Annotated in this window: 26 protein-coding genes, 1 tRNA gene and 1 riboswitch; of the genes, 15 read left to right on the forward strand and 12 right to left on the reverse strand. The window is 58.2% G+C overall.

Translation table 11 applies throughout. The features are described 5' to 3' along the window. Nucleotides 1-11: 11 nt before the first annotated feature. Nucleotides 12-1,436 carry a M48 family metalloprotease gene (locus OHL23_RS07560; protein ID WP_263351179.1) on the reverse strand — a complete coding sequence of 475 codons (1,425 nt, stop codon included), beginning with the start codon at nt 1,434-1,436 and terminating at the stop codon, nt 12-14. 170 nt (nt 1,437-1,606) lie between these two features. Here OHL23_RS07560 and OHL23_RS07565 point away from each other — a divergent pair, with 170 nt between their 5' ends. Together OHL23_RS07565 and OHL23_RS07570 are read left to right on the forward strand one after the other, a co-directional pair. Beyond that, entirely contained in the window at nt 1,607-3,232 is a 1,626-nt protein-coding gene (locus OHL23_RS07565) for a metallopeptidase TldD-related protein (RefSeq protein ID WP_263351180.1), read from the forward strand. Next, nucleotides 3,232-4,893, forward strand: coding sequence for a metallopeptidase TldD-related protein (locus tag OHL23_RS07570; protein WP_263351181.1), 1,662 nt, complete (start codon nt 3,232-3,234; stop codon nt 4,891-4,893). The genes OHL23_RS07565 and OHL23_RS07570 overlap by 1 nt, the downstream gene beginning before the upstream one ends. A 12-nt stretch (nt 4,894-4,905) precedes the next feature. On the opposite strand, the gene OHL23_RS07575 is transcribed toward OHL23_RS07570, so the two are convergent. Beyond that, nucleotides 4,906-5,346, reverse strand: a complete 441-nt coding sequence (locus OHL23_RS07575; RefSeq protein ID WP_263351182.1) for a DUF1761 domain-containing protein — start codon at nt 5,344-5,346, stop codon at nt 4,906-4,908. A 28-nt stretch (nt 5,347-5,374) separates the two neighbouring features. Between OHL23_RS07575 and OHL23_RS07580 the strand changes: the two genes are divergently transcribed. Together OHL23_RS07580 and crcB are read left to right on the forward strand one after the other, a co-directional pair. Continuing rightward, entirely contained in the window at nt 5,375-5,980 is a 606-nt protein-coding gene (locus OHL23_RS07580; protein ID WP_263351183.1) for a universal stress protein, read from the forward strand. A gap of 36 nt (nt 5,981-6,016) precedes the next feature. Then, nucleotides 6,017-6,092, forward strand: a riboswitch (Fluoride riboswitch). 27 nt (nt 6,093-6,119) lie between these two features. Beyond that, on the forward strand, nt 6,120-6,542 hold the full coding sequence (crcB, locus tag OHL23_RS07585; RefSeq protein ID WP_263351184.1) for a fluoride efflux transporter CrcB: 423 nt from the start codon (nt 6,120-6,122) through the stop codon (nt 6,540-6,542). Between the two features lie 8 nt (nt 6,543-6,550). Here the strand turns inward: crcB and OHL23_RS07590 are convergent, their stop codons facing one another. From OHL23_RS07590 to OHL23_RS07605, 4 genes are all read right to left on the reverse strand, one after another. Beyond that, nucleotides 6,551-6,955 (reverse strand): VOC family protein, encoded by a 405-nt coding sequence (locus OHL23_RS07590; RefSeq protein WP_263351185.1) that lies wholly within the window; start codon nt 6,953-6,955, stop codon nt 6,551-6,553. A 108-nt stretch (nt 6,956-7,063) separates the two neighbouring features. Next, on the reverse strand, nt 7,064-7,699 hold the full coding sequence (locus OHL23_RS07595; protein WP_263351186.1) for a hypothetical protein: 636 nt from the start codon (nt 7,697-7,699) through the stop codon (nt 7,064-7,066). A gap of 476 nt (nt 7,700-8,175) precedes the next feature. Next, nucleotides 8,176-9,009, reverse strand: a complete 834-nt coding sequence (locus OHL23_RS07600; RefSeq protein ID WP_263351187.1) for a septal ring lytic transglycosylase RlpA family protein — start codon at nt 9,007-9,009, stop codon at nt 8,176-8,178. Further along, a complete protein-coding gene (locus OHL23_RS07605) occupies nt 9,006-9,251 on the reverse strand; it encodes a hypothetical protein (RefSeq protein WP_263351188.1) in 246 nt (81 codons plus the stop codon). The genes OHL23_RS07600 and OHL23_RS07605 overlap by 4 nt, the downstream gene beginning before the upstream one ends. Nucleotides 9,252-9,523: 272 nt before the next feature. On the opposite strand from OHL23_RS07605, the gene OHL23_RS07610 reads away from it, so the two are divergent. Next, entirely contained in the window at nt 9,524-10,450 is a 927-nt protein-coding gene (locus tag OHL23_RS07610) for a hypothetical protein (RefSeq protein WP_263351189.1), read from the forward strand. Nucleotides 10,451-10,736: 286 nt separating this feature from the next. Continuing rightward, complete coding sequence (locus tag OHL23_RS07615) at nt 10,737-12,830, forward strand: radical SAM protein (RefSeq protein WP_263351190.1); 2,094 nt, start codon at nt 10,737-10,739, stop codon at nt 12,828-12,830. A 126-nt stretch (nt 12,831-12,956) separates the two neighbouring features. On the opposite strand, the gene OHL23_RS07620 is transcribed toward OHL23_RS07615, so the two are convergent. Continuing rightward, nucleotides 12,957-13,892 carry a hypothetical protein gene (locus OHL23_RS07620; RefSeq protein WP_263351191.1) on the reverse strand — a complete coding sequence of 312 codons (936 nt, stop codon included), beginning with the start codon at nt 13,890-13,892 and terminating at the stop codon, nt 12,957-12,959. A gap of 305 nt (nt 13,893-14,197) precedes the next feature. Between OHL23_RS07620 and OHL23_RS07625 the strand changes: the two genes are divergently transcribed. Together OHL23_RS07625 and OHL23_RS07630 are read left to right on the forward strand one after the other, a co-directional pair. Beyond that, on the forward strand, nt 14,198-15,274 hold the full coding sequence (locus OHL23_RS07625) for an A/G-specific adenine glycosylase (protein ID WP_263351192.1): 1,077 nt from the start codon (nt 14,198-14,200) through the stop codon (nt 15,272-15,274). Between the two features lie 381 nt (nt 15,275-15,655). Next, nucleotides 15,656-16,087: an OsmC family protein gene (locus OHL23_RS07630; protein ID WP_263351193.1), complete on the forward strand. Its 432-nt coding sequence runs from the start codon at nt 15,656-15,658 to the stop codon at nt 16,085-16,087. Between the two features lie 108 nt (nt 16,088-16,195). On the opposite strand, the gene OHL23_RS07635 is transcribed toward OHL23_RS07630, so the two are convergent. The 5 genes from OHL23_RS07635 to OHL23_RS07655 all read right to left on the reverse strand — a co-directional run bounded on the left by OHL23_RS07635 (nt 16,196) and on the right by OHL23_RS07655 (nt 18,552). Continuing rightward, complete coding sequence (locus OHL23_RS07635; RefSeq protein ID WP_263351194.1) at nt 16,196-16,654, reverse strand: SRPBCC family protein; 459 nt, start codon at nt 16,652-16,654, stop codon at nt 16,196-16,198. Next, a complete protein-coding gene (locus OHL23_RS07640) occupies nt 16,647-17,021 on the reverse strand; it encodes a hypothetical protein (RefSeq protein WP_263351195.1) in 375 nt (124 codons plus the stop codon). Before OHL23_RS07640 ends, OHL23_RS07635 begins: the two co-directional genes overlap by 8 nt. Nucleotides 17,022-17,104: 83 nt before the next feature. Continuing rightward, the gene (locus tag OHL23_RS07645) at nt 17,105-17,602 is read right to left on the reverse strand and encodes a DinB family protein (RefSeq protein WP_263351196.1); all 498 of its coding nucleotides are present in this window, start codon (nt 17,600-17,602) and stop codon (nt 17,105-17,107) included. Nucleotides 17,603-17,720: 118 nt separating this feature from the next. Next, entirely contained in the window at nt 17,721-18,242 is a 522-nt protein-coding gene (locus tag OHL23_RS07650) for an SRPBCC family protein (RefSeq protein ID WP_263351197.1), read from the reverse strand. 4 nt (nt 18,243-18,246) lie between these two features. After that, nucleotides 18,247-18,552, reverse strand: a complete 306-nt coding sequence (locus OHL23_RS07655; RefSeq protein WP_263351198.1) for an ArsR/SmtB family transcription factor — start codon at nt 18,550-18,552, stop codon at nt 18,247-18,249. A gap of 221 nt (nt 18,553-18,773) precedes the next feature. Here OHL23_RS07655 and OHL23_RS07660 point away from each other — a divergent pair. The 7 genes from OHL23_RS07660 to aroF all read left to right on the forward strand — a co-directional run bounded on the left by OHL23_RS07660 (nt 18,774) and on the right by aroF (nt 24,321). Then, nucleotides 18,774-18,860, forward strand: a tRNA-Leu gene (locus OHL23_RS07660). Nucleotides 18,861-18,995: 135 nt separating this feature from the next. Further along, nucleotides 18,996-19,844 carry an indole-3-glycerol phosphate synthase TrpC gene (gene trpC, locus OHL23_RS07665; protein ID WP_263351199.1) on the forward strand — a complete coding sequence of 283 codons (849 nt, stop codon included), beginning with the start codon at nt 18,996-18,998 and terminating at the stop codon, nt 19,842-19,844. Beyond that, nucleotides 19,841-20,503: a phosphoribosylanthranilate isomerase gene (locus OHL23_RS07670; RefSeq protein WP_263351200.1), complete on the forward strand. Its 663-nt coding sequence runs from the start codon at nt 19,841-19,843 to the stop codon at nt 20,501-20,503. Before trpC ends, OHL23_RS07670 begins: the two co-directional genes overlap by 4 nt. 177 nt (nt 20,504-20,680) lie before the next feature. Continuing rightward, nucleotides 20,681-21,871, forward strand: coding sequence for a tryptophan synthase subunit beta (gene trpB, locus OHL23_RS07675; RefSeq protein WP_263351201.1), 1,191 nt, complete (start codon nt 20,681-20,683; stop codon nt 21,869-21,871). Nucleotides 21,872-21,915: 44 nt separating this feature from the next. Next, nucleotides 21,916-22,749, forward strand: coding sequence for a tryptophan synthase subunit alpha (gene trpA / locus OHL23_RS07680; RefSeq protein WP_263351202.1), 834 nt, complete (start codon nt 21,916-21,918; stop codon nt 22,747-22,749). Nucleotides 22,750-22,936: 187 nt separating this feature from the next. Then, nucleotides 22,937-23,278, forward strand: coding sequence for a chorismate mutase (locus tag OHL23_RS07685; protein ID WP_263351203.1), 342 nt, complete (start codon nt 22,937-22,939; stop codon nt 23,276-23,278). Next, nucleotides 23,275-24,321 carry a 3-deoxy-7-phosphoheptulonate synthase gene (gene aroF / locus OHL23_RS07690; protein ID WP_263351204.1) on the forward strand — a complete coding sequence of 349 codons (1,047 nt, stop codon included), beginning with the start codon at nt 23,275-23,277 and terminating at the stop codon, nt 24,319-24,321. The genes OHL23_RS07685 and aroF overlap by 4 nt, the downstream gene beginning before the upstream one ends. The last annotated feature ends 1 nt before the right edge of the window (nt 24,322 follow it).

Consider the following 24,322-nt stretch of genomic DNA (forward strand, 5'->3'; position numbering starts at 1 on the left):
CCAGTGTAACCCTACTTGCTGAAGAATCGCGGCTTCTGACCGGCGACCCACGGATTGTAGTGGGCCGCAAATATGGCGCGGCTTTGCGTAGAGGGGTGGTCATAACTCCAGAACTCGACGAAGGGGTTGGGGTTGGGATCGTCGAGGTAAGCTTCCCCGAGACTGTCGAATGCGGCAACCGTGGTTTTTTGCGGGTCGGGAACGAGGCCGTGGATGGCTTCCTGCCCGAAGACATCCGCCTCGTGCTCGAAGTGCCGGCTGGTGGCGCTCTCGACCGGTTCAGTTGCGATCTGCAGCAGGGCAAAGGCGAGTAGAAGCACGGTTAGGCCCGGCAGAGCTGCGACCGTTTCGACGCGCCAGCCTTTGCCGAATCGGCGAGTCAGCCACTCTGCGAGTCGAGAAACGGCCCATAGCAGTGCGAATGTGCCGAATGCGGCAAGAGTCAGGCCTTTTGCGATGTGATGGAGAACATAATGGCCCGTCTCGTGGGCGAATGTGAAAAGGATCTGATCGGTCGGCATGCGATCGGCGGTCGTATCCCAAACCACAATGCGTCGGGAAGCGCCGAGGCCGCTTACATACGCATTGAGGCCGTTGCTCTTCTCGCTGGCCTTCATCAAGAACATGCGTTCCGGGGGAATGCTGGTCCCTGTGCGGGCGACGACTCGTTCAAGCTGCTGCGCGAGGGCAGCGTGCGACTGGGAGAGCGGCTCGAAATCGAAGAAGATTGGCTCAATCAACGGAGGCAACAGAAAGGTGAACAACAGCAGCAGCGGCACTATAGCGGCCGCGAACCAGAACCAATAGCGCCGTCGCGACCAGTTCCATTGCATCAGGTAAAAGGCCAGCATCAGCAATGGGATCTCGACCAACAACGTCAGCCCGAGCGTCTTGGATTGATCCAACAGCCACAATGGCCATGTTTCCACGCTGATTCCATAGCGCAGCGAGAAGAAATGGCCGATCGCGCCGACCGGGAGATCGACGGCGAGGAAGACAAACGCCGCGAGCAGCCCGGAAAAGAGGGCAGACTCCAGCCATCTCAAGCGTGTCTTTGCCGCAAGCCACTGGACGAGACGCGTTGCGCTTCCGGTTGCCAGCAGGAGCCACAAAGCGCCAACGTTCCAGAGTTCCGCACCGAAATGGATCAGCGGCCGGATGCGACCGAGAGCGATTGCCTGCGCCAGTTTCGCGGGGGGCAGGTGGTATGGCTGAATCTGGGAAGGATTCGGCCCCGCCGGGAGTTCTGCGGCAGAGGGCTGCTGCGCACAAGCTCCAATTGCCAATCCAAGGGCCAATGCCAGTCCGAGCGCCACGAAAGACCCCAGATTTCTGATCCTCCGCCAAAAGTGATTTCCGTTGTATGTCATGGTCTCGATCCAAACGTCTCTACTATCTGAGACAATAACCGTCAGAAACGGTTTTCGCTTTCCCATTCTCCTCCATACTCATGAGACCAACTTTGCTGGCAGTTCCTCAACGGTTCCTCCCCGGCGGCATCGGATTCCGACGAATCGCCGGTGCCTGTCTGCTGTTGCTTTTTGCATCTGTGTTAGGGCCGAGTTTGCCAGCTCAGCAGGCCTCGCTTCCGCCGCTGCTGGATACCATGAGCTCGGAACTAAATCGCGCCATGGGCTCGCTCGGCAAGCAAGGCGACAAACAGATTCCTCCGTACTTTCTCAGCTATTCCGTGTCCGACGCTACAGGCATCACGATCCGGGCGCAATACGGGGCGCTGGTTAACTCAGATGACAGCCGTCAGCGTGTGGTCGATGTGCAGGTGCGCGTTGGTGATCCCAAGTTAGACAACACGCACGGGGCGCATCGCGGCTCTGCGGTCAACACTCTCCAGTTGCCTATCTCGGAGGATCGCGAGGCTTTGTCGCGCACGTTGTGGCTGGCCACTAATAACGGCTACGGAACGGCGCTGGACAACTATCTTCGCGTCAAGACGGAAGCCGAGGTGCGCGCCAAGGAAGAGGATAACTCGGGAGATTTCTCCACCGAGGCGCCGCAGGTTTACCTCGGCAAGCCGGCTCCGGCTCCAGTGGTGGATAAGGCAGCGTGGGAGAGCCGGGTTCGGGCGCTATCGAAGATATTCCGCGAGTACCCCGATGTATATCAGAACATTGTGATGCTGACCGCGCAGAGCGAGACGGATTATTACGCTTCTTCGGAGGGTACGCGGCTTGCCAACCCTCACCAGATGGCTCGCCTGGTCGTCTTTGCGGTCAGCCGCGCCGACGATGGCATGGATCTCTTCCGCGCGCAGACCTTCGAGGCGGAGACAGTGGACGGGTTGCCCAAGCAAGCTGAACTCGAAGCAGCGATGCGTGACCTCGGCAAGAGCCTGGAAGAGTTGCGCAAGGCTCCAGTGACGGAACCTTTCAATGGTCCGGCGATTCTCTCCGGCCGTGCCGCTGCGGTCTTCTTTCATGAAGTGTTGGGCCATCGCCTGGAAGGGCAGCGGCAGCGGGGTGATGAAGAGGGCCAGACCTTTACCAAGGAAGTGAACAAGCCGGTTTTGCCGAGTTTTCTTTCGGTGGCCGACGACCCGACGCGCACGCGCTTTGGTGACACCTGGCTCAGCGGCAGTTATCTGTACGACGACGAAGGTCAGAAGGCTCAGCGCGTCGATCTGATTCAGGCCGGAGTGTTGAAGACGTTTCTGATGTCGCGGTTGCCGATTGCCAGCTTCAGCAACTCGAATGGGCATGGGCGCGCACAGACCGGGAGGGTCCCGAATGGACGTCAGGGCAACTTGATCGTTTCTTCGACGAAAGCCGTGCCGGAGACGGAGCTGCGAAAGATGCTGATCGAGGAAGCGAAGAAGCAGGGCAAGCCTTACGGGCTTTATTTCGAGGACATTTCTTCGGGATTCGCGGTGACGACACGCAATTCTCCGCAGGCTTTCCAGGTAATTCCGCTTGTTGTGTATCGAGTTTATGTAGACGGGCGGCCGGATGAACTGGTGCGCGGGGTCAGCATCGTCGGCACGCCGCTGGCAGCGATGAAGCGAATTCTTGCGACGGGCGACAAGAGTGAAGTCTTCAATGGCGAGTGCGGCGCGGAGTCGGGGTCGATTCCGGTTTCTGCCGTGGCTCCGGCGATGCTGCTGACCGAGATGGAAACACAGCGCCAGCCGCAGGGAACGGAACGGGTGCCGATTCTTCCTAATCCGAGCGCCACTCCCGGCACTGCTCAAAATCTGACCGCGAGGAGGGGGAACTGATGATCGGAAGTCGCCACGTCGTTTCTCTTGCCGGTCTGTTCCTGGCTGTGGGGGCGTTGACTTTCCCTGCGCTTGGCCTACAAACCCGCGCGGATGCGGAGAAAGATCCGGTCCTGAAGGCTATGCTTGCCGAACTGGATCGCAACAAGGATCAGCTTCAGCTACCCGGCTTTCAGAAACCGTTCTTCATTCAGTACCGGATCGAGGATATCGAGGATTACCAGACAAAGGCCGATTTTGGCGCAAGCGTCGGCGACGAGCATCGGCATCAGCGCCTGGCGCGAGTCACCGTCCGCGTCGGCGACTACAAGATCGACAGCTCTACCTCGCGCGGAGACGGTTCGGTTGAGTTGGCCGCACTGGATGACGATCCACTGGCGCTACGCGCCGGGCTTTGGCAGGCCACGGACACGGCGTATAAGGCTGCACTTTCCGCCTATGCGCATAAGCAGGCGCAGTTGAAGCAGGTGGAGACTCCGCCTCAGCAGGATGACTTCTCACAGGAGACGCCGGTGATCTCGCTGGAAGACACGGTGCATCTGCAGATCGATGCGCCGGAGTGGGGTCGGAGAGTTTCAAGGGCGAGCGGTCTTTATCGAACGGACGCTGCCCTCAAGAGTGGGGAACGCGAAGTGCAATACACGACCGCCGTCTTTCATGCCCGCTCCGTGAATACCTATCTCGTGAGCAGCGAGGGCGCGATTGTTCGCAAGGGGACGACGTCGTACGAGGAGTCCTTTGCGGTCGGCACGCAGGCTGCGGACGGTATGCATCTTGACCGCTCCTACGGCACGAATGGCCTATCGGTGGCCGATCTCGATTCACCCGAAGTCTTTGACCGGCACGCCGTCAGCCTGATCGCGTCGCTCACTGATCTGCGCAAAGCTCCGCTGGTGGAGGAGGAGTATCACGGGCCGGTATTGTTCTCCGCAGATGCCGCGTCCGACGCGATTCACGATCTCGTGGCCTCGGCTGTCACGGCCGTTCGTCCGGATCTGGGCACAGAGGCGCGCACCAAGGGTGCTTTTGCATCCAGCTTTCATACGCGCGTGTTGCCAGAGTTTCTCGATGTCGTCGATGATCCCAGCCTCAGGAGCTTCAAGGGCAAGCAATTGGTTGGAGCGTACAAGATCGACGACGAAGGTGTGCCCGCGCAGACAGTCAAGCTGATTGCCGATGGAAGGCTCGAGAACTATCTGATTGGCCGCGAACCGGTGCGGGACTTTCCAAAATCGAATGGTCATGGACGGGCTGCAGTGACTGGTCCGCCCCGGCCCGAGATCAGCGTGCTCAACGTGAGCGCGCATGAGGGCTTTTCCGAGGCCGAACTGAACCAGAAACTTCTGGCGTTGGGCAAGGATCGCGGGCTCACGAGTGTCTATTATGTCGAAACTCTCGGGCCAGATCTGACTCCGCGGCTGATTTATCGCGTGAGCGCGGACGGTAAACGGGAGCTGGTGCGCGGAGCGACGCTGGATGATCTGGATCAGCGCGCCCTCCGCTCAGGCGTGATTGCCGCCGGTAAGGAGCCTTACATCGCCAATTACGACGGCGCTGTTCCGCAGACGATTCTGGCGCCAGCGCTGCTCTTTGACGATGTGACCGTCCGCCGGGCAAACGAGAAGAATGACAAACTGCCGTTCTATCCGCCTCCGGATTAAGCCGTCGCCGTATTAAGCTTTGACCTTCTTCTTCCACGCGCCGACGATCGCGCCCATGAGCATCATGCCTAGAAGCCAGAAGCCCGCGTTGATGCCCAGCAGCTTGAGTGTGCGCACTTCGAAGACGTATTCGGTGGCCCAGGTTGTCAGCACAAAGCCAACCCAAAGCATTGCCGCGACTTTGATGCCACGCAGGGCTGTTTGTGGCCCGGTGGATTGGGTGATCCGCGAGATTACCGCTGCGATCATTGCGGCGGCGACAAGAGCCGTACCGTATTGGAACGCTGGATTGTAGCCTGCGGCGCTTTCCAGCCATTGACGGGTACGGCCGATGCCTTCGAGCCACTGTTGCATGAAGATTGTGTACCAGCCGGCTTCAAACAGGAAGCAGGCGATTGCTGCGACGATAATCGCCCAGTAATTCTGTCGGACGCTTGAGGATGAGTCGATCATTTGCTCCTCCATTCCAGGGAATCGAGAGATGGATGTGGGGGATGGCGAGAATTCTAGATCATTTCGGCGGACTCTGGGCGAGTTCGAGAATGGAACAGATGTTTTGCGCGTGGATGCCGACGGCGGTGGAACAGGTATAGGATGGGTGCGACGACGCACGCTCGGCTTGAGATTCCGTGCGTCGGAAAGAAGCGCAATGATGTCTACCGGCGTCTTCCATAGGATTCTGGTTGCGGATGATTGCTCGCCTGATGGTGAGCGTGCTGCGAGCGTGGCGGTGAGCCTGGGCGCGAAGTTCAAAGCTGAGGTGATCCTGCTTGGAGTGGTCGAACCTCCTAATATCCAGGCCGAGGGCGAGGGATTGCCGATTGAAGATCCGTCAGTTTGCCGGCGCACGATGGAAGAGCGGTTTGAGAAGTTCCTGCGGTTGGGGAAATCGCTCGGTGTCGAGATGATGGTTGAGATCGTCGAGGGAAATCCGGCGCAACAGATTCGCAGGCGCGCCGAAATGGACCAGGCGGACCTGATTGTGGTCGGGCGCCGTAACATTTCCGGTATGCGCAGATGGTTTGAGGGCTCGACCTCGGAGACGCTATTACGGGATACCAAGTGTTCGTTGCTGATCGCCCGCTGACTAGTCGCCAGGGCAAAACCCGGCATGTTGTACGATAGTTGCAATGGGAATGAGGTCTCCCGAAACCGCCGCATGGACCCCTGTTTATGCGGCTGATGACTTCTGCCAATTCAAGTCTTGAACACTGGAGAGGCAGATCATGTCCTATCTTTGGGTGACCATCGGCAGTGCGCTCGGCGGACTCTTGCGCTACGCAATCACGCGCTGGACGCTCACCATCAGCGCTGGATTTCCCTTCGGTACGATCTTCATCAACATACTTGGCTCGTTTGTGATCGGATATTTTGGAACGTTGACGCTGCAGAGCGGCAAGTATCCCGCCTCCGATAATCTACGGCTTTTTGTGATGGTGGGCATCTGCGGCGGATTTACGACCTTCTCGTCGTTCAGCCTTCAGACCTTTGACCTGATGCGCACTGGCGCCTGGGGACGGGCTTTAGCCAACGTGGTTATCTCCGTGGTTCTGTGCGTCGCCGCCGTCGCCGCTGGCCATCTTCTCGCGCAGCAATCGGTGGCAAAGTGGGCTATCGCGGAAACTGCACCGGAAGAATACACCGGCTGATCGGGGGCTCAGATTGGCTTGCCGATCTCCCAATGATGTCCGAAGGGATCGACAAGCCGTCCCAGGCGCCAATGGTAGGGCTGGTTTTCGACGGGCCAGACGGCTTTGGCTCCCGCAGTAAGGGCCCGCTCGAAAAGAGCGTCGGGATTGTCTACAACCAGGACCATGCGCACGGTAGAGCCACCGAGGGATTCCGGGCTGAAGTTTAAGTTTTCAGGAGACTCGTCGGCCAGCCAAAACTCGGCTCCGGCCACGGCAAGTTGCGCTACCACAGCGCCGTCGTCGAGGCGAAACAGCACTTCCGCGCCGAATCCGGCGACATAGAAGTCGATGGCTCCAGCGCCATTTCGCACCGAAAGCATGGCCGAGATTTTTGTACTGATCCGGGCTGGGCCCGCTGACTCTTCGCTCACAGGAGGGTTCCTCTTTCGAGATAAGCGTCCTCCACGGCTGACATTATGGATGCGGATAAAGGGTACGCCCACTTCCGGACAGACCTACGTGAACTGACAGTCTGAGAATCAGGCAAAAACATGGGGGTTACCCCGCATACCTTCGTCAACCAACACCCCTTCGAGTCTTTCCGGGCTGGCCTTAGCGACTGACGCGGCCTTTCGTGTCGCCTTATCCATTAAACGGGAGAGAGTCCCAATCATCAAAGGCCCCCTCCGTTTTCCTGTCAAAAAGCTGAACGCTGACTTCGCAAGGATTGCAACGCCAATAGAAAGCCCGAGTCCAACTAGAATGAACGAGCCGCCGACTAGGTGACGAAAATATGCAGTGAAGACTCGAGAATGAATGTTCTTCAAATCCTTCCTGACCTCGGCGGGGACGGACTCCAACGAACGCAGCCAATCCTGATAAGATCTCGGATTTGAATTTCGGAGCATCAAGCTCGTCGTGAGCAAAACTGGTAGCGTTGCCATGTGTGCAAATCTGATAGTGCCATTGATGAGAAGTCGGAGTTGCTTGTAGGCAGGATCTTCGAAGGAAACTTTGCCTGATGCTGCAAGGTCGAAGAGCTCATCACGTAACTCAAAGAGGCTTTCTCGAAGGATGTCTATCCTTTGTGGCTTCCAGAAAACTTGCCAAACGGTGAAGATCATCGCGAGTCCTGCGAGGTCTACTAGCCAATTGAAAAGAAGCTGATCGGTCATGCGAGATCCTCCGGTCTGGTTGTTCCTCGACTTGTTAGACCACTCGACGAGCGATTTGGATCGATTGCTTTTTCACGATCGTGAACATACGGAGCGAATCGTTGGATATTCTTCCTTCTCAGGCGGCGTTCCCTCCACCACCCGCATGCACACCCCAGCCCGAAAATCCCCGAAACTACATGAGAAAATGCCGTGTGAGCTTTCAAATCGGCGGCCAGAAAGACGGCAAATTTTGCAGCAGTATCTCGTCCCGCAAGCTCACTCGCGATGCGATACACAAAATACGCTACGATACATACAGCTGCATAGCGGAATATACTCTGGATCGCCTCAACGATCCTTATTCCGAAGACAACGTCATTGTCATTCATCGGCTAAATTTGCCTTTTATATAGCCCTATATTGATAGTCGATCGTCAATCCATTGTCCACAATTGCCCAAAAGTTGCAACAGTTATAAGGCACCGAAATCAAACTTAGTCCAATCGGACGAGGTACGCGTCGCCCTCGGCTGGCCTTAGCAGCCGGACAATCGACTCCGCCTGCTCCTTGTTGTCTCCCTGGGGACGGATGCGCACCCAGTAGCCTGTCGGGCCTTCGAAGTCGATTACCTGTGCCGAGTCGTACTTGCGCTCCAACTGCGCGCGCAGCTTTTCAGCGTTATGTTCATGCTCGAAAGCTCCAATCTGCACGCACCAGCGTCCGCCCTCCTCAATGGGATGCGGGGTCTGATAGACATCGATTCTCACCGTAGCGAGACCGGCCCGATAGACACCGGTGGCTTTGGCGGACGCCATCGATAGATCGAGGAGCCGTCCTTGCACAAATGGTCCCCGGTCGGTGACGCGCATCGTTGCGGACTGGCCGGTTCTCTCGTTGGTTACGACGATAAGCGAACCCATCGGCAGCGTGCGATGCGCGGCGGTCATCGCGTTCTGGTTGAAGATCTTCCCGTTGGCTCCCTGGCGATTGTGGTAGGGCGGTCCATACCAGCTCGCCACTCCCTCTTCGGTATAGATGGGCGAGTGGCTGGCAACATAGGCTGCATCGTCCGCAGTCTCGTCACCGGCCTGGGGCACTGTAACTTGCGGTGCGGGAGCCGGGGTCGGCGTGCGAGCGACGGGCCTGGAAACAGGCTGACTGGTGGAGTCGAGTGGCGGCGGCGCGGGCACTTGTGCCACAGGATAGGAGTGCTTGTGGCTGCAGCCTGCCAAGCCGAGGATCGTGATAGCGGTTGCGGCGAGGTGGAAGAATCCGCGCTTCTGGCTGCAATGCAGATTCGGCTTGAGCTGTGCGGCAGCCAGAATCACAGCCCTCGCTTCCCGTCGGAGTCATCCATATTGTCAAGAGGGTGAAGGCGGTCAGCAAATCGCACGAGATGCCCGGCGAGCACTCTGGAGGCGCCGGCAGCTTCACGGCGCACCTCGGGAACTATCACCCGGTCGATGTATGCCACGGCCTCACGCGCTTCTACCTCGATGCTGTCGAAGAGCGCTTGCAATCGTGGACCGAATCGATCGTTTTGATCATTGGGCGAGGCGTACGCATTCATAGCCAGAAAACCTCGATTTCAGTTTGACTATCGGATTTGGCTCAAGTCAACCGCAAGAAGGCCAATTCTGACCGCGGGGTGCCGTGAACATCAACTCCGACTGTTCCTTTATGTACGAATTCCCGGCGAAACACGTTCCCAAAGATCCTTTAAGTCCCACACCGGGCGACTTTTTGGTATCTTCAAGCGTCGAACCTGAGACGGCGGAAGGCGAGCCCAGCGTGTGGCTAAGACGAAATCGTGGTTTGTTCCACTTGCCCAAGGCTACGCTGATGGCGGCCTTGACCGTCTTTGTGTGCGCGGGCCAGCGTCCGATCTATGCGCAGTCCGCTCCCGCTACCCCAGCGCCGGGCGATGACTCCGCTCCCGTTCAGGCGCCGGCTACGCAGCAAACGCTCACACCGGCGCAAACTCCTGCGGCGACACCTCCGCCGCCAGGACCTACAGAGCAGTCCGGCCAGTCCGGCCTTCCGGATGCGCCAAAGCCTGCCACGCCCAAGACGGCTACGACCAAACCCGCAGCAACTGACCCGGCAAGCCAGTTCGCCGCGACTGTCTGCACAAAGCTGCCGTGTCCCACGCCGATCATCAACTGGTACATGCGCTTCGAAAATGGCCCGCAGGTGAAGCCGCTTACGCCGAAAGAGAAGGCGTGGCTGGCGACCAAAAACCTGATCGACCCATTCAATATGCTTACCGTGCTGGGGGAGGCAGGTATCTCGGTTGCCGCGGATTCGCATTCGCCATACGGGCCGGGTTTTCCGGGTTGGGGGCGCAATGTCGGAGTTAGCTTTACGCAGGATATGACCGGAGAGTTTTTCCACACATTCCTGATTCCGTCCATCGTGCACCAAGACCCGCACTACCATCGCATGCCAAAAGCCAGCTACCGTCGCCGCATCTTTCATGCCATCGACCAGATTGTGTGGACCCAGGGGGACAACGGCAAAGGCATGTTGAACTATGCCGATCTGGTGGGCTTTGGGATCGACGATGAGATCAGTAATTTGTATGTTCCGGGTCGCGAGACGAACGGGAGTGCCACCGCGGAACGCTACGCGATTGCCTTGGCTACCGCGCCCATCGACAATTTCATTACCGAGTTCCTGCCCGATGTGGCGCGCCATGTTCACGTGCAAGTCGTTATTATCCAGCGAGTCATTGATGAGGTAGCGACCAAGGACTCGGGTGGGTCCTGAGAATCCAGACGGCGAACACCCGAAAATCAAGATGCAATCCCTGCGAAACGGAACCCCGTTCGCCGACCGCTTCGACCGCTTACCCCTGAGAAATTGCCATTCACTGTCGTTTCATTGGGTTGCGGCTGCCCGGGAAGTAGCATAGACATGGCTCATCAGATTCCGTAACCCGGTTACCACCGGCATTCGGAATGCCGCCTATTCAACGAATTCCTACGTGAATTTCGATAGAACTAATACAGGGATCAGGTCATCCAACAGATTTGAGACCAAGGAGATAGCGCCGATGTCGAAAGCGGTCAAATACGCCGAGAAAGCAGTCGTCTACGCAGCCAAGGGCACATGGGCGGTATTCGAGCGCCTCAACAGCATCAATCCCAACGAGTCCATTACGCCTAAGTGGAGCGACAAGCCGCTGCTCAAGAGCTGGCAGAAGGAAAAGCCGCCTCTCGGATGGCCTCGCAGCACGGATTCTCTCTGTCCCAAGTGCGTTCCCGAGATTCGCCAGCAGATTCTTGACGGCAAGCTTCCGCATGAAGTCCTGCTGAATGAGAAGGTTGGCGAGATCAAGGCGCAGATCGTCGAGCGTGACGGCCAGATCCTGATGGTCAAGGATTGCCCTAAGCACGGCCATTTTGAAGATCTGATGTCGATGGACACGGCTTTCTTCCGGCACCTCGAAGAGACCTTTCCGGGCCGCGACATCCGCGCCCACAATGACGAGAAGCTGCACAACCACGGGACGTCAACCGTTACCCATGGCCGCGGCTCGGTTCTGACCATCGATCTGACCAACCGTTGCAATATGATGTGCGATCCCTGCTTCATGGACGCGAACCAGGTCGGCTTTGTGCATGAGCTGACGTGGGACGAGATCAAGACCATGCTGGACAACGCGATTACCATCAAGCCGCGTCGCCAGATGAGCGTGCAGTTCTCCGGTGGAGAGCCGACGTTGTCGCCTTACTTCCTTGATGCGGTAGCTTACTCGCGCAAGGTCGGTTACAACAGCGTTCAGGCTGCCTCGAATGGCATCGAGTTCGCGAAGAGCAAGGAACTCTGCCGTGCCGCTGCGGAAGCTGGCCTGCGCTACGTCTATCTCCAGTTTGACGGTATCGGCAACGCTGCCAACTCGCACCGCAAGGTCGGCAACCTGTTCGACGTCAAGTTGCAGGCGATCGCCAATCTGCATGAAGCCGGCGTGGATATCGTCCCGGTTACGACGATCATCAACGGCATCAACAACGAGCAGGTGGGCCGCATCGTCGAGTTCGCGCTCGACAATCCGAAGACCATCAGCTTCCTCAGCTTCCAGCCGGTTTCCTTCACAGGCCGCGACGAAGACATCAGCGACGACCGCCGACAGGCGCAGCGTTATACGCTGAGCCATCTGGCGCATGACGTGAAGAACCAGACCGGCTTGGGCGAGCCAACCCGCGACTGGTTCCCGATCAGCTTCATGAGCACCTTCTCGGATTGGGCGGATAACGTCCACGGACCCAACAACGAGTGGGGTCAGCTTTCCTGCGGTTGCCACCCGAACTGCGGCATCGGCATGGCGCTGATGATCGACAAGGAAACCAAAGAAGCTGTCCCGGTCACCGCGTTCCTCAATGCCGACCGGCTGGCTCGCGATGTGGCTAAGGTTAACGATGCGGCTCGCGGCAAGTTCCTGTCGATCCTCGGCATCAGCCTCGCGCTGCTGCGCAACTACGATCCCTTCAAGGCTCCGACCCACTTCAAAATCAGCGACATGATGAAGAAGATGGACAAGACCTTCGGCGCGACCGGCAAGGACTACGGCAGCGTCAAGGGCGATCGTACCGCACAGGACATCCAGAAGCGTCGTGCCGATCGGTGGAACTTCCTGTTCATCGCAGGTATGTGGTTCCAGGATCTGTTCAACTACGACTTCCGCCGCACCGAGCAGTGCATCATTCCCTACGCCACGCAGGAAGGCGAGATCAGCTTCTGCGCGTACAACACTGGCGTGGGCTGGCGCAACATCATCGAGAAGATGCACATGACCGCGACCCTCACCAAGTGGTACGAGGAGCACGGGCGTCATGAGATCTTCGCCGGCGGCAAGAAGGTGGGCATGGCGCACCAGGGCCACAAACTGCTTCTGAACCAGGAGCACGTGAACGCCGAAGCAAATCACACGCTGGACGATCTGGGCATTGCGAAGAACGCCCGCGAAGAGAAGCTTCGCGCCCGCGACGAAAAGATCAAGGCCGACGCAGAGAACGCCCGCATGGCAAAGCTCTATCGCGAGCATGTTCTCGGTGAAAAGCCAATCGAGGGCCTGATTCGCCTTGACGCAATCGCACCGGCAAAGCCGGTTGCTACGCGCACCGAAGAACCTGTCGCAGGCGACTAACCTCAGTCAGCTACCAATACAGAAGCCGCCCTTTTGGGCGGCTTCTGTGCGTTTGGATTCAACCGCTTAAGCTTTAGATTTCCGATGAAAGGCCTTGAAGTGGAATGCCCGTCGTGAGGCCGAGGCTCAGAGCGAGTGGCGTACGCCAAAGTTGAAGACTATTCCAGTCGAGACAATTGGGTAGACCTTCAACGGTTCAATATCGTTTCTCCATTTGGTAACCTGCGACTGCAGGTCGCCTTGAATCAGGACTGCAATCGGGTTGGTTGGGTCGGCAACATTGGTGCATTCGGTCTGCGCCTGGTCGTAGCATGCCCATCCCGTCAGGCTCATATTGACGGTCGGCGAGCCGGTAAATGCAGCACCGATTTCGAAGGGAATCGACCAGTGCCTGCCGGAACGGGGAATCAGGTTTCCAATTCCAGTGGTCATCGTGAACGCCGGCTTGGTAGCGTTCAGTCCTACAGTGCCGGTTCCGGTAAGAGCGGTTCGCCCCAGTGCCGCATTCGGCGTTGCCGCGTAGAAGGTCTGATCGTTGAGGGTAAAGCTGCTTCCTGGGGCCACGGGAGCATTCGCGGATGCGCCGTTCTTGTTGTAGAAAAGGATCCCTGGGCTAAGACGCAGGCCCCAGTGGAACGGATAATAGTCGACCGATGCCCCAGCCGAAGCCATGTTGAGCTTTGCGTCAACGTTGAATCCATTGGTATTGAAGGTTGTGGAGTAGTTGAAGAAATTCCCCGTGGCTCTCAGGTCCAGATGTTGGCTGAGATTCACAGCCGTTACCAAACCGATTCCCAGAGGGGAGATTCCCGCGCCGACCGCAACATGCGACAAGGGCCGGAAACCACCAGAATTGACGGCCGGAGCGACGTTCAAGCTGGATCCGCCGAAGCTTGCTCCGCCACTCGCAAAAATCGCCGGCTCTGGTGACGCAGAATACGATGCGGCGACAGCTGGCATGTCATTGGAACTGGCGAAGGACTGCGCAAAACCAGCAACCGGAGGTGCAAATGGGGCCAGCATTGCGACCAAGACTGAGAGATGCAAGGTTACATTCTTCAAGGGGGTTTCTCCAGTGTTGAGGATGTTGCCCCGGTATTCGACAAACCGCGGTATCGCCGATGTGCGCCGGGGGATGCACAGCCATGGTGCGGTTTTAGTGTGTACTTTTGATCAAATGGTTACCAAACGATTCTGAAGTAACCATACCATGCAAACTTTCTGCCTCAATTCCCCAAACTGTGTACTGCTGATGAAGATTTCCGAAAGGAATTGCCAGCTTCGCGTCCCAAAATTGCCCTCAGAATTGCTGTCACAATGGATATCGGCAGAGTGCGAAGAAATCGCAGTATGGCCGGAGGTGAATTTTGGCGGAATTGGGAGGCACCGCTCATCTGAGCGGGTATGCAATCGAAGATCTGCGATCCAGATTGCTCGCCTGGTATGATTCGAATCGCAGGGACTTGCCTTGGCGCAGGACGCAGGATCCCTACGCCATCTGGGTGTCCGAAATCATGCTCCAACAGACCAGGGTCGCTGCGGTCGTTGATCGCTACGAGGTTTTCCTGCGCAATTTTCCTTCGGTTGAAGCACTTGCGTTTGCTGCGGAAGACGATGTCCTGACGCTTTGGAGCGGCCTGGGCTACTATCGGCGCGCCCGCATGCTGCATAAGGCTGCGAAGGCAGTCGCCCGCGATCATCTTGGCGTAATGCCGCGCACCGCCGCCGGCCTACGCGAACTGCCTGGAATCGGAGCATACACTTCGGCGGCTATCGCCAGCATCGCATACGGCGAGATGACGGCTGTGGTTGACGGCAATGTGGAGCGGGTGGCGCAGCGTCTCGCGGGGTGGGGCAGCGAATCCCGCGAGGGGCAATCCAAGCTGTCGCGCGCGACCGAAACGCTCGCGAATATGCTGCTCGATCTAAAACGCCCCGGCGACTTCAACCAGAGCATGATGGAACTCGGCGCGACGGTCTGTCTGCCAACGAGCCCGAAGTGCCTGACTTGTCCAATCGAACTCCATTGCCGGACTCGCGGCGAACACCCAACGCCCAAGCGGGCAAAAATGCGCAGCCAGGACGCTGCGTATGCGCTGGTCATTCGAAGCCGGGGCGAAGATCGCGAGGTGTTGCTCGATCAGCGCCCGGAGGATCAGACCGTGATGCCGGGAATGTGGGAGCTTCCTGCGCTGCGGGAGACGGAGGTTGCCGCCTCTGATCTAAATATGGTTGTGCGCCACGCGATCATGGAAGTGAACTACAGCGTCCGCATCCGAAACGTCGCCGAGGAGGAGGCTGGAGAGTTGGTGATTCCATCCGAGCGCCGCAGATGGACTCGGATTCACGACGTGGACGCTATGCCGTTGACTGGCCTTGCGCGCAAGGTTTTGTTTCGGGCGAAGCTGCCGGAACTTTCGCCAAGTATCACGGTGCTCAAATAGGCTGATTCAGTAGTAATCCGAGCAGCTGAGGTAGTACCCGCATTGTGTGCAGACCAGCTTACAGTGGTGGCCGCTCAGCAACTGGCTGCAATTGGGACAGATCTGCTGATGATGGAGAAGTTGCGGCGGCTGCGTTTCTTCCGATGTGAGACTTCCACGTAAATTTTCTTCGGCAAAGTCAGGATCGAAAGCTGCGGGACGGTTCGGAAGCATGCGGAGAGATTAGCATGGAGTTGGGCTTGCGCCGGTAGAAACTGTGCGACGGTGAGGCCAAAGATTTTCAGCAGAAAGCAAGTGGACGGCTTACCGGAATTTTCTCTCCGGTAGCCGGACAGGGAATAGAAAATCCTCATTACCGCCCGCAATGGGCAAGGAGCATGTATGGCGAGCAAGGCAAGCGCAATTTGGACGGGTTCTCTCAAGGAAGGCAAAGGCAGCATCAGCACGGCAACCGGAGTACTGTCGAACGCAAACTATTCCTTCGCGACCCGGTTCGAGGGCGCAGACAGCGGCACGACCCCTGAAGAGCTGATTGCGGCGGCTCATGCAAGCTGCTTCTCAATGGCCCTGGGCGCGCAACTCGGCGGCGCTGGATTCACCCCGACCAAGATTGAAACCCACGCGGCCGTGACCCTGGCGAAGGTCGGCGATGGCTTCTCGATCACCAAGATCACGCTGGACACCACTGCTGACGTTCCCGGCGCAACCAAGGAAGCCTTTAACACAGCCGCTGCCAACGCCAAGGCCGGCTGCCCGATTTCGAAGCTCTTCGCCAACAACACCGAGATCGTGCTGAACGCTAAGCTCACCTAACGACACACTCCAGTTCGCTACAGTTCGGAGACATCCTGAAGGCAGCCACAGTAGATAAGTGGCTGCCTTAGGTGCTTTCACAGGTCGCTGCATGGAATTGTCGCGACCTTATCGAATCATGCGGGCGAAATCGATGTCAGGACTGGGTGCGCCCTGTCCTGATTCCAGATACTGTTGCAGGCTCACTAGATAGTAAGCCCAGCCTGTCGTCGTCAGGGCGTAGATCTCATCGGCCTGTGCGAAATCCCGATGCGCAAACAGAAGGACGGTTGTGCTTCCTTCCGGGCGCAGGTCGAAGCTGATCGAGGTTTCGCTCCATTCGGGACGGAAGCTGGAGATTGTCTTCCATTCCACGTGCGTCGGCGAGATGAGCTCCTCAATGCTCACCCGCGTTGCGTGCTGGTTCGTTCCGTAAGCGCTGAATCGGAACTCGCCTCTGCCGCCGATGCTTTCGTCCAGGTCGGCTTCGCGTGTCCACCAGTTGCGAATACCTTCGGCTGTGGTGATCGCCTGGTAGACCCGCTCAATTGGCGCATGGATCTTGATGAGATGCAGAATGTCAGGCATACTCCGTTCGCTCCTTTAAATACACAGCTCTGGTGATGCTGCGGACGCTCATCGCGGTGAGAACGGCAGTGATGACACAGAAGCCGATCACCCGCGGGTCGTACAGGTTTTGAATCAGGCGCCCAAAGGCAATTGCAGCCACGAACTGGCATGGGTTGAAAACGAGGGTGATCCAACCCAGCGCCCTGTCCTCGGAACGGCTCGCACGGACAAAATTCAATGCACCGAGCAGGAAGAGGAACAACGAGGCGCTCAACGACCAGAGAAGCAGCTCCGGCTTGGAGCCGTAGCCGACAAAGGAGCCAAGAGTGTGTCCGACTCCGCCGAGAAACAAGAGGCAACTGAAGATGCGGTCCATGATTTTCATGTGCGTTTCGTCCATTTCTTTCAACTCTTGGACACCGCACTCCTGTGGCGCCAAGAGTTTATTGTTGCGTTTCGGTGGAGAAGCTACCCCACCATCGCCTGGAATCCCAGTGCTTTGCGCAGGTAGCCCATCTGTCCCAGGTGGTAGCTGTCGTGCCAGGCCAGTTGCGAAATCTCGTCCATCAGCGTTTTCGCGTTCGGTACGCCGACTCCGGTTGCGGCTTGGGAGAGCTGTTCGTCGTCCACCTCGGCGAGAAGAACGCTGATTCGGTCGCCTATCCTGGCCATGGTTGACCGGATCAGCGCGATGTCTGGATAGCCGGACGGGTCACTGATCTTGCTGTATCTCTTGAACTGGTCTTGCCAGGGAAGCTCAAACTCTTCTCCCAGCGCCTTCGGAACCAGGGCGCGGGTGTCGACCATGTGACCGGCAATCCAGAACATCGGGTTGCCGTTTTCGGCCGGGCGGCGCCAAAGGTCGGTATCGGTCAACCCATCCAGCGCCTGCGCGAAGAAAAATTCGTTGATGCGGTACATCCTGGCTATCGGCGCAGCCGCGCGGCTGGCGTATACGGTTGTCATTCGCGTTCCTCCCGAAACGTCATCGTCTCATGCAATGTTTTGCCCGGTCGTCCGGCAGTGCCGCCGAACGACCGGTGAACGAAGGAAATATCAGGCGAAAATGATCAGGCAAAAATGATCAGTCCTCGCGCTCTGCCTCGGTGCGGAAGAGTTCCATGAGCTGGCTCCATCCGCCGGGCTGATCCACCTGATTGCGCATGTTGCCACCACCATCGCCATGGCGCTCGAAGTGGCGATGTTCCAGTTCCACCCAGGTCGTGCCGTCTTCGGAGGGTGTGAATGTCACTTCGACTTCACTGCATTTTGCCAGATCCGGCTCGAATTGCCAGGCGGGCGTAACCTGCCAGGCCATGACAAAGCGTGTTGGCGGCTCCCATACCAGAATCTGTCCCCAGTCGCATTGGGTTCCATCTTCCTGGTCGCTGTAACAGCGCCCACCGACGCGACCTTCCATGACAGCTTTGGTCATCGGTGACTTGCCGATGTGGTGAGTCTTGGGCCACCAGGTATCGAGGCCCTCTGTGAAGACGCGGAAGGCCCGCGCTGCATTCGCGCGAACACGAACATTCTTGCGCACGGGCGGCGCCGATTCAGCAGTCGCCGGCATGGTTGAGACCGGGGTTTCCTGAGTGGTACTCATCGCTTTATTGCTCCTCCACTTTTTGTTGGAATGCGGTTAGGGCAATCGACCAGAATTGGTCGAAGTAAGATCGCAACGTCTCGAAACCCTCTGGATTGAGCTGGTATACGCGGCGGGTTCCCAAGACCTGGTCCGTAACCAGGCTGGCCTGTTTCAGCACCCTTAAGTGTTGGGAAATCGCGGGCCGGCTCACCGGAAACTCCTCTGCTAGCTTGCCAACGGAGACTGGCCCGCGCAGCAGATGCTGAACAATCGCCCGCCGGGTCGCATCGCCGAGAGCATCGAGTTGCATTTGTTGGTAAGTTTTCACTTACCGTAAGTTATTTCTTACAGTAAGTTTCGTCAAGAGTTTTTTCTAGATTTTTTAGGAATTCAGTTGCCTCGGCCTAGGATTTGGCTCGCTCATCCGAAGCGCCTCTTGCGCCTCGCCTGGAGGTCCAATCCGACCTCCAGTCCCTTGACACCCAGCCCTGCTTTTGCGAAACTCGAACTTGCTGCCAATCTGGTTTAGCCGCCAGATGCAATGCCCGTGCCGAAGTGGCGGAATTGGCAGACGCGCATGGTTCAGGTCCATGTACTCGCAAGGGTGTGGAGGTTCAAGTCCTCTCTTCGGCACCAAAAAGCAGCAAGAGTTAGACGCCCCGATCCGGATTTGATCAGGAAAAATCTGATCAAAGTTTGCTACGAACGGGGCTTTGTTGCGTCTGGGCTTAGTTCAGCACGGACCCTGGTTGACTCTATACTGAAGTCAGCATGTCGACCCGCACTGACACCGTTTTAGACAAGATTCTCGCAACCACTCGCGCAACCGTAGCCGCGAACCGCGCTTTGGTCTCGGTGGAAGAACTCGAACAACGGGCCGAACAACATCACCCGCGCGGATGGGCCGGTGCGTTGCGTGCCAGAGCCGCGACCGCTCCGGCGATCATCGCCGAGCTCAAAAAAGCCTCGCCGTCGAAGGGCCTGATCCGCTCGGATTTTGACGTGGAGTGGCTCGCCAGGCGCTACGCAGTGGGTGGGGCAGTCGCGCTTTCAGTGCTTACCGATGAGCCTTATTTTCAGGGCAGTCTGCGCAACTTGGAACTGGCTTCGGCTGCGGTGCGGATTCCGTGCCTCCGCAAGGATTTCACCGTCGACGAGTACCAGATTCTTGAGGCCCGCGCTTACTCGGGCGATGCAATTCTGCTGATTGCCGCGGCGCTAACAGACGGGGAGATGCTGCGCTTTACCCGCGCCGCCCATGCTTTGGAGTTGGATGTTCTGTGCGAGGTGCATTCCGCTGAAGAGCTGGAACGCGTGCTGTCGCTTGCCGAGTCGCCCGACGCAATCGGCGTGAACAATCGCGATCTTCGGACCTTTGAAGTTCGGCTTGAAACGTCTTTGGAACTGGTCGAGCGCATCCCGGCGAGCGTGGTTCGGGTCGCGGAAAGCGGCATTTTTACTTCCGCAGACCTGAATCTTCTCCGCTCCGCCCGATTTGACGCGTTCCTGATCGGCGAGAGCCTTATGCGCCAGGTAGACCCGGCCGCTGCTCTTCATGCCCTTCTGAACGGGACGGAGATCCCTGCAGTCAATTCGACGGGATCGAGACTGGTGCAATGAGTTTGTGGGTCAAAATCTGCGCGAATACGTCCGTGGCTGACGCGCAGATGGCTGTGAACGTCGGAGCCGATGCCGTGGGATTCGTCTTTGCTTCCAGTCCCCGGCGCGTTACGCGCGAACAGGTTGCCGCGATCACACCTCACCTGCCCGCTGCGATAGAAAAGATAGGCGTTTTTGTCGATTCCGATTTCGCCACCATCGCCGAGACGGTCGCGCTTGCGGGTTTGACCGGTGTGCAACTGCATTCCAGCAACGAGGGCGATCTTGCAGCTCAACTCCGCGCGCGTTTCGGTCCAAGCCTACGCATTCTGCAAGTCGTTCATTTTGGAAAGGACGCCAGTGCAGAGTTGCAAGCGGTCAGTGCGAACGGGTTTATTGATGCTGTGCTTATCGATTCCCGCACCGTGAACGCAGTCGGCGGGACAGGCATTCCCTTCGACTGGCAGACGGCTCGCGCGACGGTATTCGACGGCGCATGCGCGTTGAAGTTAATCGCAGCAGGAGGATTGACTCCTGCCAATGTCGCTGAGGCGATCACTACGCTGCAACCTTGGGGAGTGGATGTGGCCAGCGGCGTCGAGTCGTCGCCTGGGCATAAAGACGAGCAAAAGGTGAGAAGCTTCGTGGCCAACGCCCGCGCCGCATCGGCTCAACAATAGCTAAGTACTATGCCGTAATCCCGTCACAGTTATTGGGCGGACGAAACTCGATGCGCGAGTTGTCCCAAATTTCCTCCAGGCTTGTACACTAAGGGGTATCGTTGGGAGTAATTGCCCGAGGGTGTGGGGAGGATTTCTGTGGCGACCGCAACTGTTCCAACAGAGACAGAGAGTTCAATGAAGCCTGGCCGTTTCGGAGCCTACGGCGGGCGCTACGTTCCCGAAACGCTGATGGCTGCGCTCGAAGAGCTGGAACATGCCTACGCGGAAGCCAAAGAAGATGCCGCATTCCAGGCCGAATTGGCCAGTCTGCTCAAGGACTTCGCTGGCCGTCCGACCCCCCTTTATTTTGCAAAGCGCCTCACAGAATCCCTCGGCGGGGCGAAGATTTATCTCAAGCGCGAAGACCTGCTCCACACAGGAGCGCACAAGATCAACAACGCGTTGGGCCAGGGCCTGCTCGCCAAGCGGATGGGCAAGCGCCGCATCATTGCCGAAACCGGCGCGGGCCAGCATGGCGTTGCTTCGGCCACGGTCTGCGCGTTGCTGGGCCTGGAATGCATTGTCTACATGGGCGAAGAGGATATGCGCCGGCAAGAGCTGAACGTGCTCCGCATGAGGCTGCTGGGCGCGGAAGTTCGTGGTGTCTCCTCCGGCTCAAAAACGCTGAAGGATGCAGTCAACGAGGCTCTTCGCGATTGGGTCACCAACGTTCGCGACACCTATTACATCCTTGGCAGTGCTCTCGGGCCGCATCCCTATCCGACGATGGTGCGCGACTTCAATCGTGTGATTGGAATCGAGGCGCGGGAACAGATTCTCGAAAAGGAAGGCCGTCTGCCGACCGCTATCATTGCATGCGTCGGGGGTGGATCGAATGCCATCGGAGCCTTCTATCAATTTCTGCTAGATCGGGAAGTTCGCCTCATCGGCGTGGAAGCAGGCGGTCGCGGCAAAGCTCTGGGCGACCATGCAGCGCGCTTCGAAGGCGGAGTTCCAGGTGTGTTGCAGGGAACCTATTCTTACGTTCTGCAGGATGAAAACGGCCAGGTATCGTTGACCCACTCGGTCTCTGCCGGTCTGGATTACGCTACCGTAGGTCCGGAACACGCCTGTCTCCATGATTGCGGGCGAGCCGAATACGTCTCCGCGGACGACGCCCATGTGCTCGAAGCTGTGGTGAAGCTGGCCCGGACCGAAGGCATTCTTCCCGCACTCGAAAGCGCCCACGCAATCGCCGAATGCATGAGGATTGCGCCAGGCATGGCGTCGCATGACATACTGGTAGTCAATCTCTCTGGACGTGGCGATAAGGACATGGGAATTCTCGCCCGTGAGTTGAATATCCAGGGAGCGCAGGGCATATAAGAAAGCCCAGATCAAACAGGATCCGTAGAGTTCAGACCAGTCCGATGGCCATCCAATTTCAACAACATCCCGGCCTTGTCGTGTACCTCACCGCAGGGGACGCCGGCCTCTCAAACCATCGCCCAGGCAGCGCTGGCGGCGCAGATCTCAGCCTGACCCGCGAGATTGCGCTTGCCGCCATTGACGCCGGAGCCGACGTCATCGAGCTTGGCGTCCCGTTCAGCGATCCGCTGGCCGACGGCCCAGTCATTCAGCGCGCCAGCGAACGCGCTCTCGCCCGCGGCACCCGTCTCAAAGACGTTCTCGGACTGGCAGCCGAACTCCGCGCCGCCCGTCCCAAAGCCGGCCTGGTCATCTTTTCCTATCTCAATCCCATCCTGCGTTTCGGTCTCGCGAAATTCGCCGATGCAGCGGCCCAGGCGGGCGTGGACGGCGTTCTTCTGACAGACATGATCGTGGAAGAGGCAGCGGAGTATATCGCCGAGATGGAGCGGGTGAATCTTGCCCCGATCTTTCTCGCCGCGCCCACCAGTCCCGACGAACGCCTACAGGCGATTGCCGCGCACAGCAAGGGATTTATCTACGCCATCTCACGCACCGGCATAACCGGTAAGCAGAAGACTCTGGCTGCTGACGCAGCCGCGCTCGTCGAACGCATCCGACGCTGGAGCAAGCTGCCGGTAGCCGTCGGGTTCGGCATCTCCAACGCGGATCAAGTGGCGGAAGTGGCCAAATTCGCGGATGCGGCGGTCATCGGCAGCGCAATTGTTGAGTTGATCGAGAGGACAACTCTCGATCATGGCGAAGAGCAGGCACCCGGCGCAGTGGCTCGATTTATCAAGGGTCTGCACCAGCCGCATTCGGTGCAGGCCCTTTGACAGCGGAGGCTGAATTCCCACGTCGCCGCTCGACGAACCCTTGCAGGCGGTCTCAGGTCGCGTGGTTTCGCGCCAGATCACCGTACAGTTTGGTTTAACTCATTTTTCCTGGCCTCTGGGCTTGGTGGATGGAGAGGAACGAATCCACCCACCGAACCGGAACCGCCAGAATCACTACGAGGCAGATATGACGTTGGAAGAATTGCGGACACAGATCGACGAATTGGATCGCCAACTGGTCGCGCTGCTCAGCCGCCGTGCCGAAGCGGCCCTGGAAGCTGGCCGCCTGAAGGCGGCGACTTCGTTGCCCATCTACGAGCCTGCGCGGGAAAAGGTGATCTATGAAAATGTCCGCGCGGCCAATAAAGGGCCGTTGCCGGATATCGAACTGACGCACATCTTCGAGCGCATCATCGACGTCATGCGCGCCTTGCAGAGAAACGAGTTAGCCAGCCAGAGAAACGCCCAGGCAGCAGCCGCGGGCCACGAAGCAGGCGTGCAGTCGCCCGAGACGGGGAACAGGCAATGATCGTAGCAATGCAGGAACACGCAACCGAAGAACAAATTGACGCCATTATCGAGCGCATGGTTGAGGCCGGTGTCAACGTACACCGCACTACCGGCGCAACCCAGACCATCCTTGCCGGGGTCGGTCCCACCCTTTCCGTCGACATCGAAGAGTACAAGCTGCTGCCCGGTGTCCTTAGCGTTCACCGCATCAGTTCGCCCTACAAATTGGCTGGCCGCGCATTTCGTCCCGAAGGCACAGTTGTCGAGTTCAATCACGGCGTCAAAGTCGGCGGCGATGAGATCCCAATCATGGCCGGCCCATGCTCGATTGAGAGCCGCGATCAGATTTTCCTCACCGCCAAGCAGGTCAAAGAGGCTGGCGCCAGCTTCCTTCGCGGCGGAGCCTTCAAGCCGCGCAGCTCGCCGTATGCCTTCCAGGGCATGGGAATCCCGGGTCTCAAACTGATGCGCGAAGCCGCGGACGCCTACGGCCTGCTTGCCATCAGCGAAGTCATGGAGATCTCGCAGATCGAGCCGATGCTGCCGTACGTCGATTGCTTCCAGGTCGGCGCCCGCAACATGCAGAACTTCAACCTGCTCCGCGAACTGGGCAAGATCCGCAAACCGATCATGCTCAAACGCGGCATCGCGGCCACTATCGAAGAACTGCTCCTTTCCAGCGAATACATCCTCGCGGGCGGGAACTACGATGTGATCCTTTGCGAGCGTGGCATCCGCACCTACGAGACCTACACTCGCAATACGATGGACATTTCGGCGATCCCTGTGGTCAAAAAGCTCTCGCACCTGCCCATCATCGGCGATCCTTCGCATGGCACCGGTCGGCGCGATATGGTTCCGGCGCTGGCTCGCGCCTCTGTAGCCGCTGGAGCGGACGGCATCATTGTCGAGGTCCATCCCAACCCGGACAAGGCTCTCTCGGACGGCGCGCAGACGCTCTTCCCGGACCAGTTCGCCAAGCTGATCGGAGAACTGCGGCTGATTGCCCAGGCTGTAGGCAGAAGCGTCTACTCCAGCGCACCAGCCACGACCAACGCATAGT

Origin of the sequence: Acidicapsa acidisoli (assembly GCF_025685625.1) — a bacterium.
Classification (GTDB): domain Bacteria; phylum Acidobacteriota; class Terriglobia; order Terriglobales; family Acidobacteriaceae; genus Acidicapsa; species Acidicapsa acidisoli.

Coding starts and splice junctions, on each gene's coding strand:
- aroF (WP_263351204.1), top strand. CDS start 23,275: ATGATCGTAGCAATGCAGGAACACGCAACCGAAGAACAAATTGACGCC.
- OHL23_RS07610 (WP_263351189.1), top strand. CDS start 9,524: ATGGCGGCCTTGACCGTCTTTGTGTGCGCGGGCCAGCGTCCGATCTAT.
- OHL23_RS07645 (WP_263351196.1), bottom strand. CDS start 17,602: ATGACAACCGTATACGCCAGCCGCGCGGCTGCGCCGATAGCCAGGATG.
- OHL23_RS07685 (WP_263351203.1), top strand. CDS start 22,937: ATGACGTTGGAAGAATTGCGGACACAGATCGACGAATTGGATCGCCAA.
- trpB (WP_263351201.1), top strand. CDS start 20,681: ATGAAGCCTGGCCGTTTCGGAGCCTACGGCGGGCGCTACGTTCCCGAA.
- OHL23_RS07650 (WP_263351197.1), bottom strand. CDS start 18,242: ATGAGTACCACTCAGGAAACCCCGGTCTCAACCATGCCGGCGACTGCT.
- OHL23_RS07570 (WP_263351181.1), top strand. CDS start 3,232: ATGATCGGAAGTCGCCACGTCGTTTCTCTTGCCGGTCTGTTCCTGGCT.
- OHL23_RS07580 (WP_263351183.1), top strand. CDS start 5,375: ATGGATGTGGGGGATGGCGAGAATTCTAGATCATTTCGGCGGACTCTG.
- OHL23_RS07605 (WP_263351188.1), bottom strand. CDS start 9,251: ATGAATGCGTACGCCTCGCCCAATGATCAAAACGATCGATTCGGTCCA.
- OHL23_RS07560 (WP_263351179.1), bottom strand. CDS start 1,436: ATGGGAAAGCGAAAACCGTTTCTGACGGTTATTGTCTCAGATAGTAGA.
- OHL23_RS07670 (WP_263351200.1), top strand. CDS start 19,841: ATGAGTTTGTGGGTCAAAATCTGCGCGAATACGTCCGTGGCTGACGCG.
- crcB (WP_263351184.1), top strand. CDS start 6,120: ATGTCCTATCTTTGGGTGACCATCGGCAGTGCGCTCGGCGGACTCTTG.
- OHL23_RS07635 (WP_263351194.1), bottom strand. CDS start 16,654: ATGCCTGACATTCTGCATCTCATCAAGATCCATGCGCCAATTGAGCGG.
- OHL23_RS07565 (WP_263351180.1), top strand. CDS start 1,607: ATGAGCTCGGAACTAAATCGCGCCATGGGCTCGCTCGGCAAGCAAGGC.
- trpA (WP_263351202.1), top strand. CDS start 21,916: ATGGCCATCCAATTTCAACAACATCCCGGCCTTGTCGTGTACCTCACC.
- OHL23_RS07575 (WP_263351182.1), bottom strand. CDS start 5,346: ATGATCGACTCATCCTCAAGCGTCCGACAGAATTACTGGGCGATTATC.
- trpC (WP_263351199.1), top strand. CDS start 18,996: ATGTCGACCCGCACTGACACCGTTTTAGACAAGATTCTCGCAACCACT.
- OHL23_RS07615 (WP_263351190.1), top strand. CDS start 10,737: ATGTCGAAAGCGGTCAAATACGCCGAGAAAGCAGTCGTCTACGCAGCC.
- OHL23_RS07630 (WP_263351193.1), top strand. CDS start 15,656: ATGGCGAGCAAGGCAAGCGCAATTTGGACGGGTTCTCTCAAGGAAGGC.
- OHL23_RS07595 (WP_263351186.1), bottom strand. CDS start 7,699: ATGACCGATCAGCTTCTTTTCAATTGGCTAGTAGACCTCGCAGGACTC.
- OHL23_RS07640 (WP_263351195.1), bottom strand. CDS start 17,021: ATGAAAATCATGGACCGCATCTTCAGTTGCCTCTTGTTTCTCGGCGGA.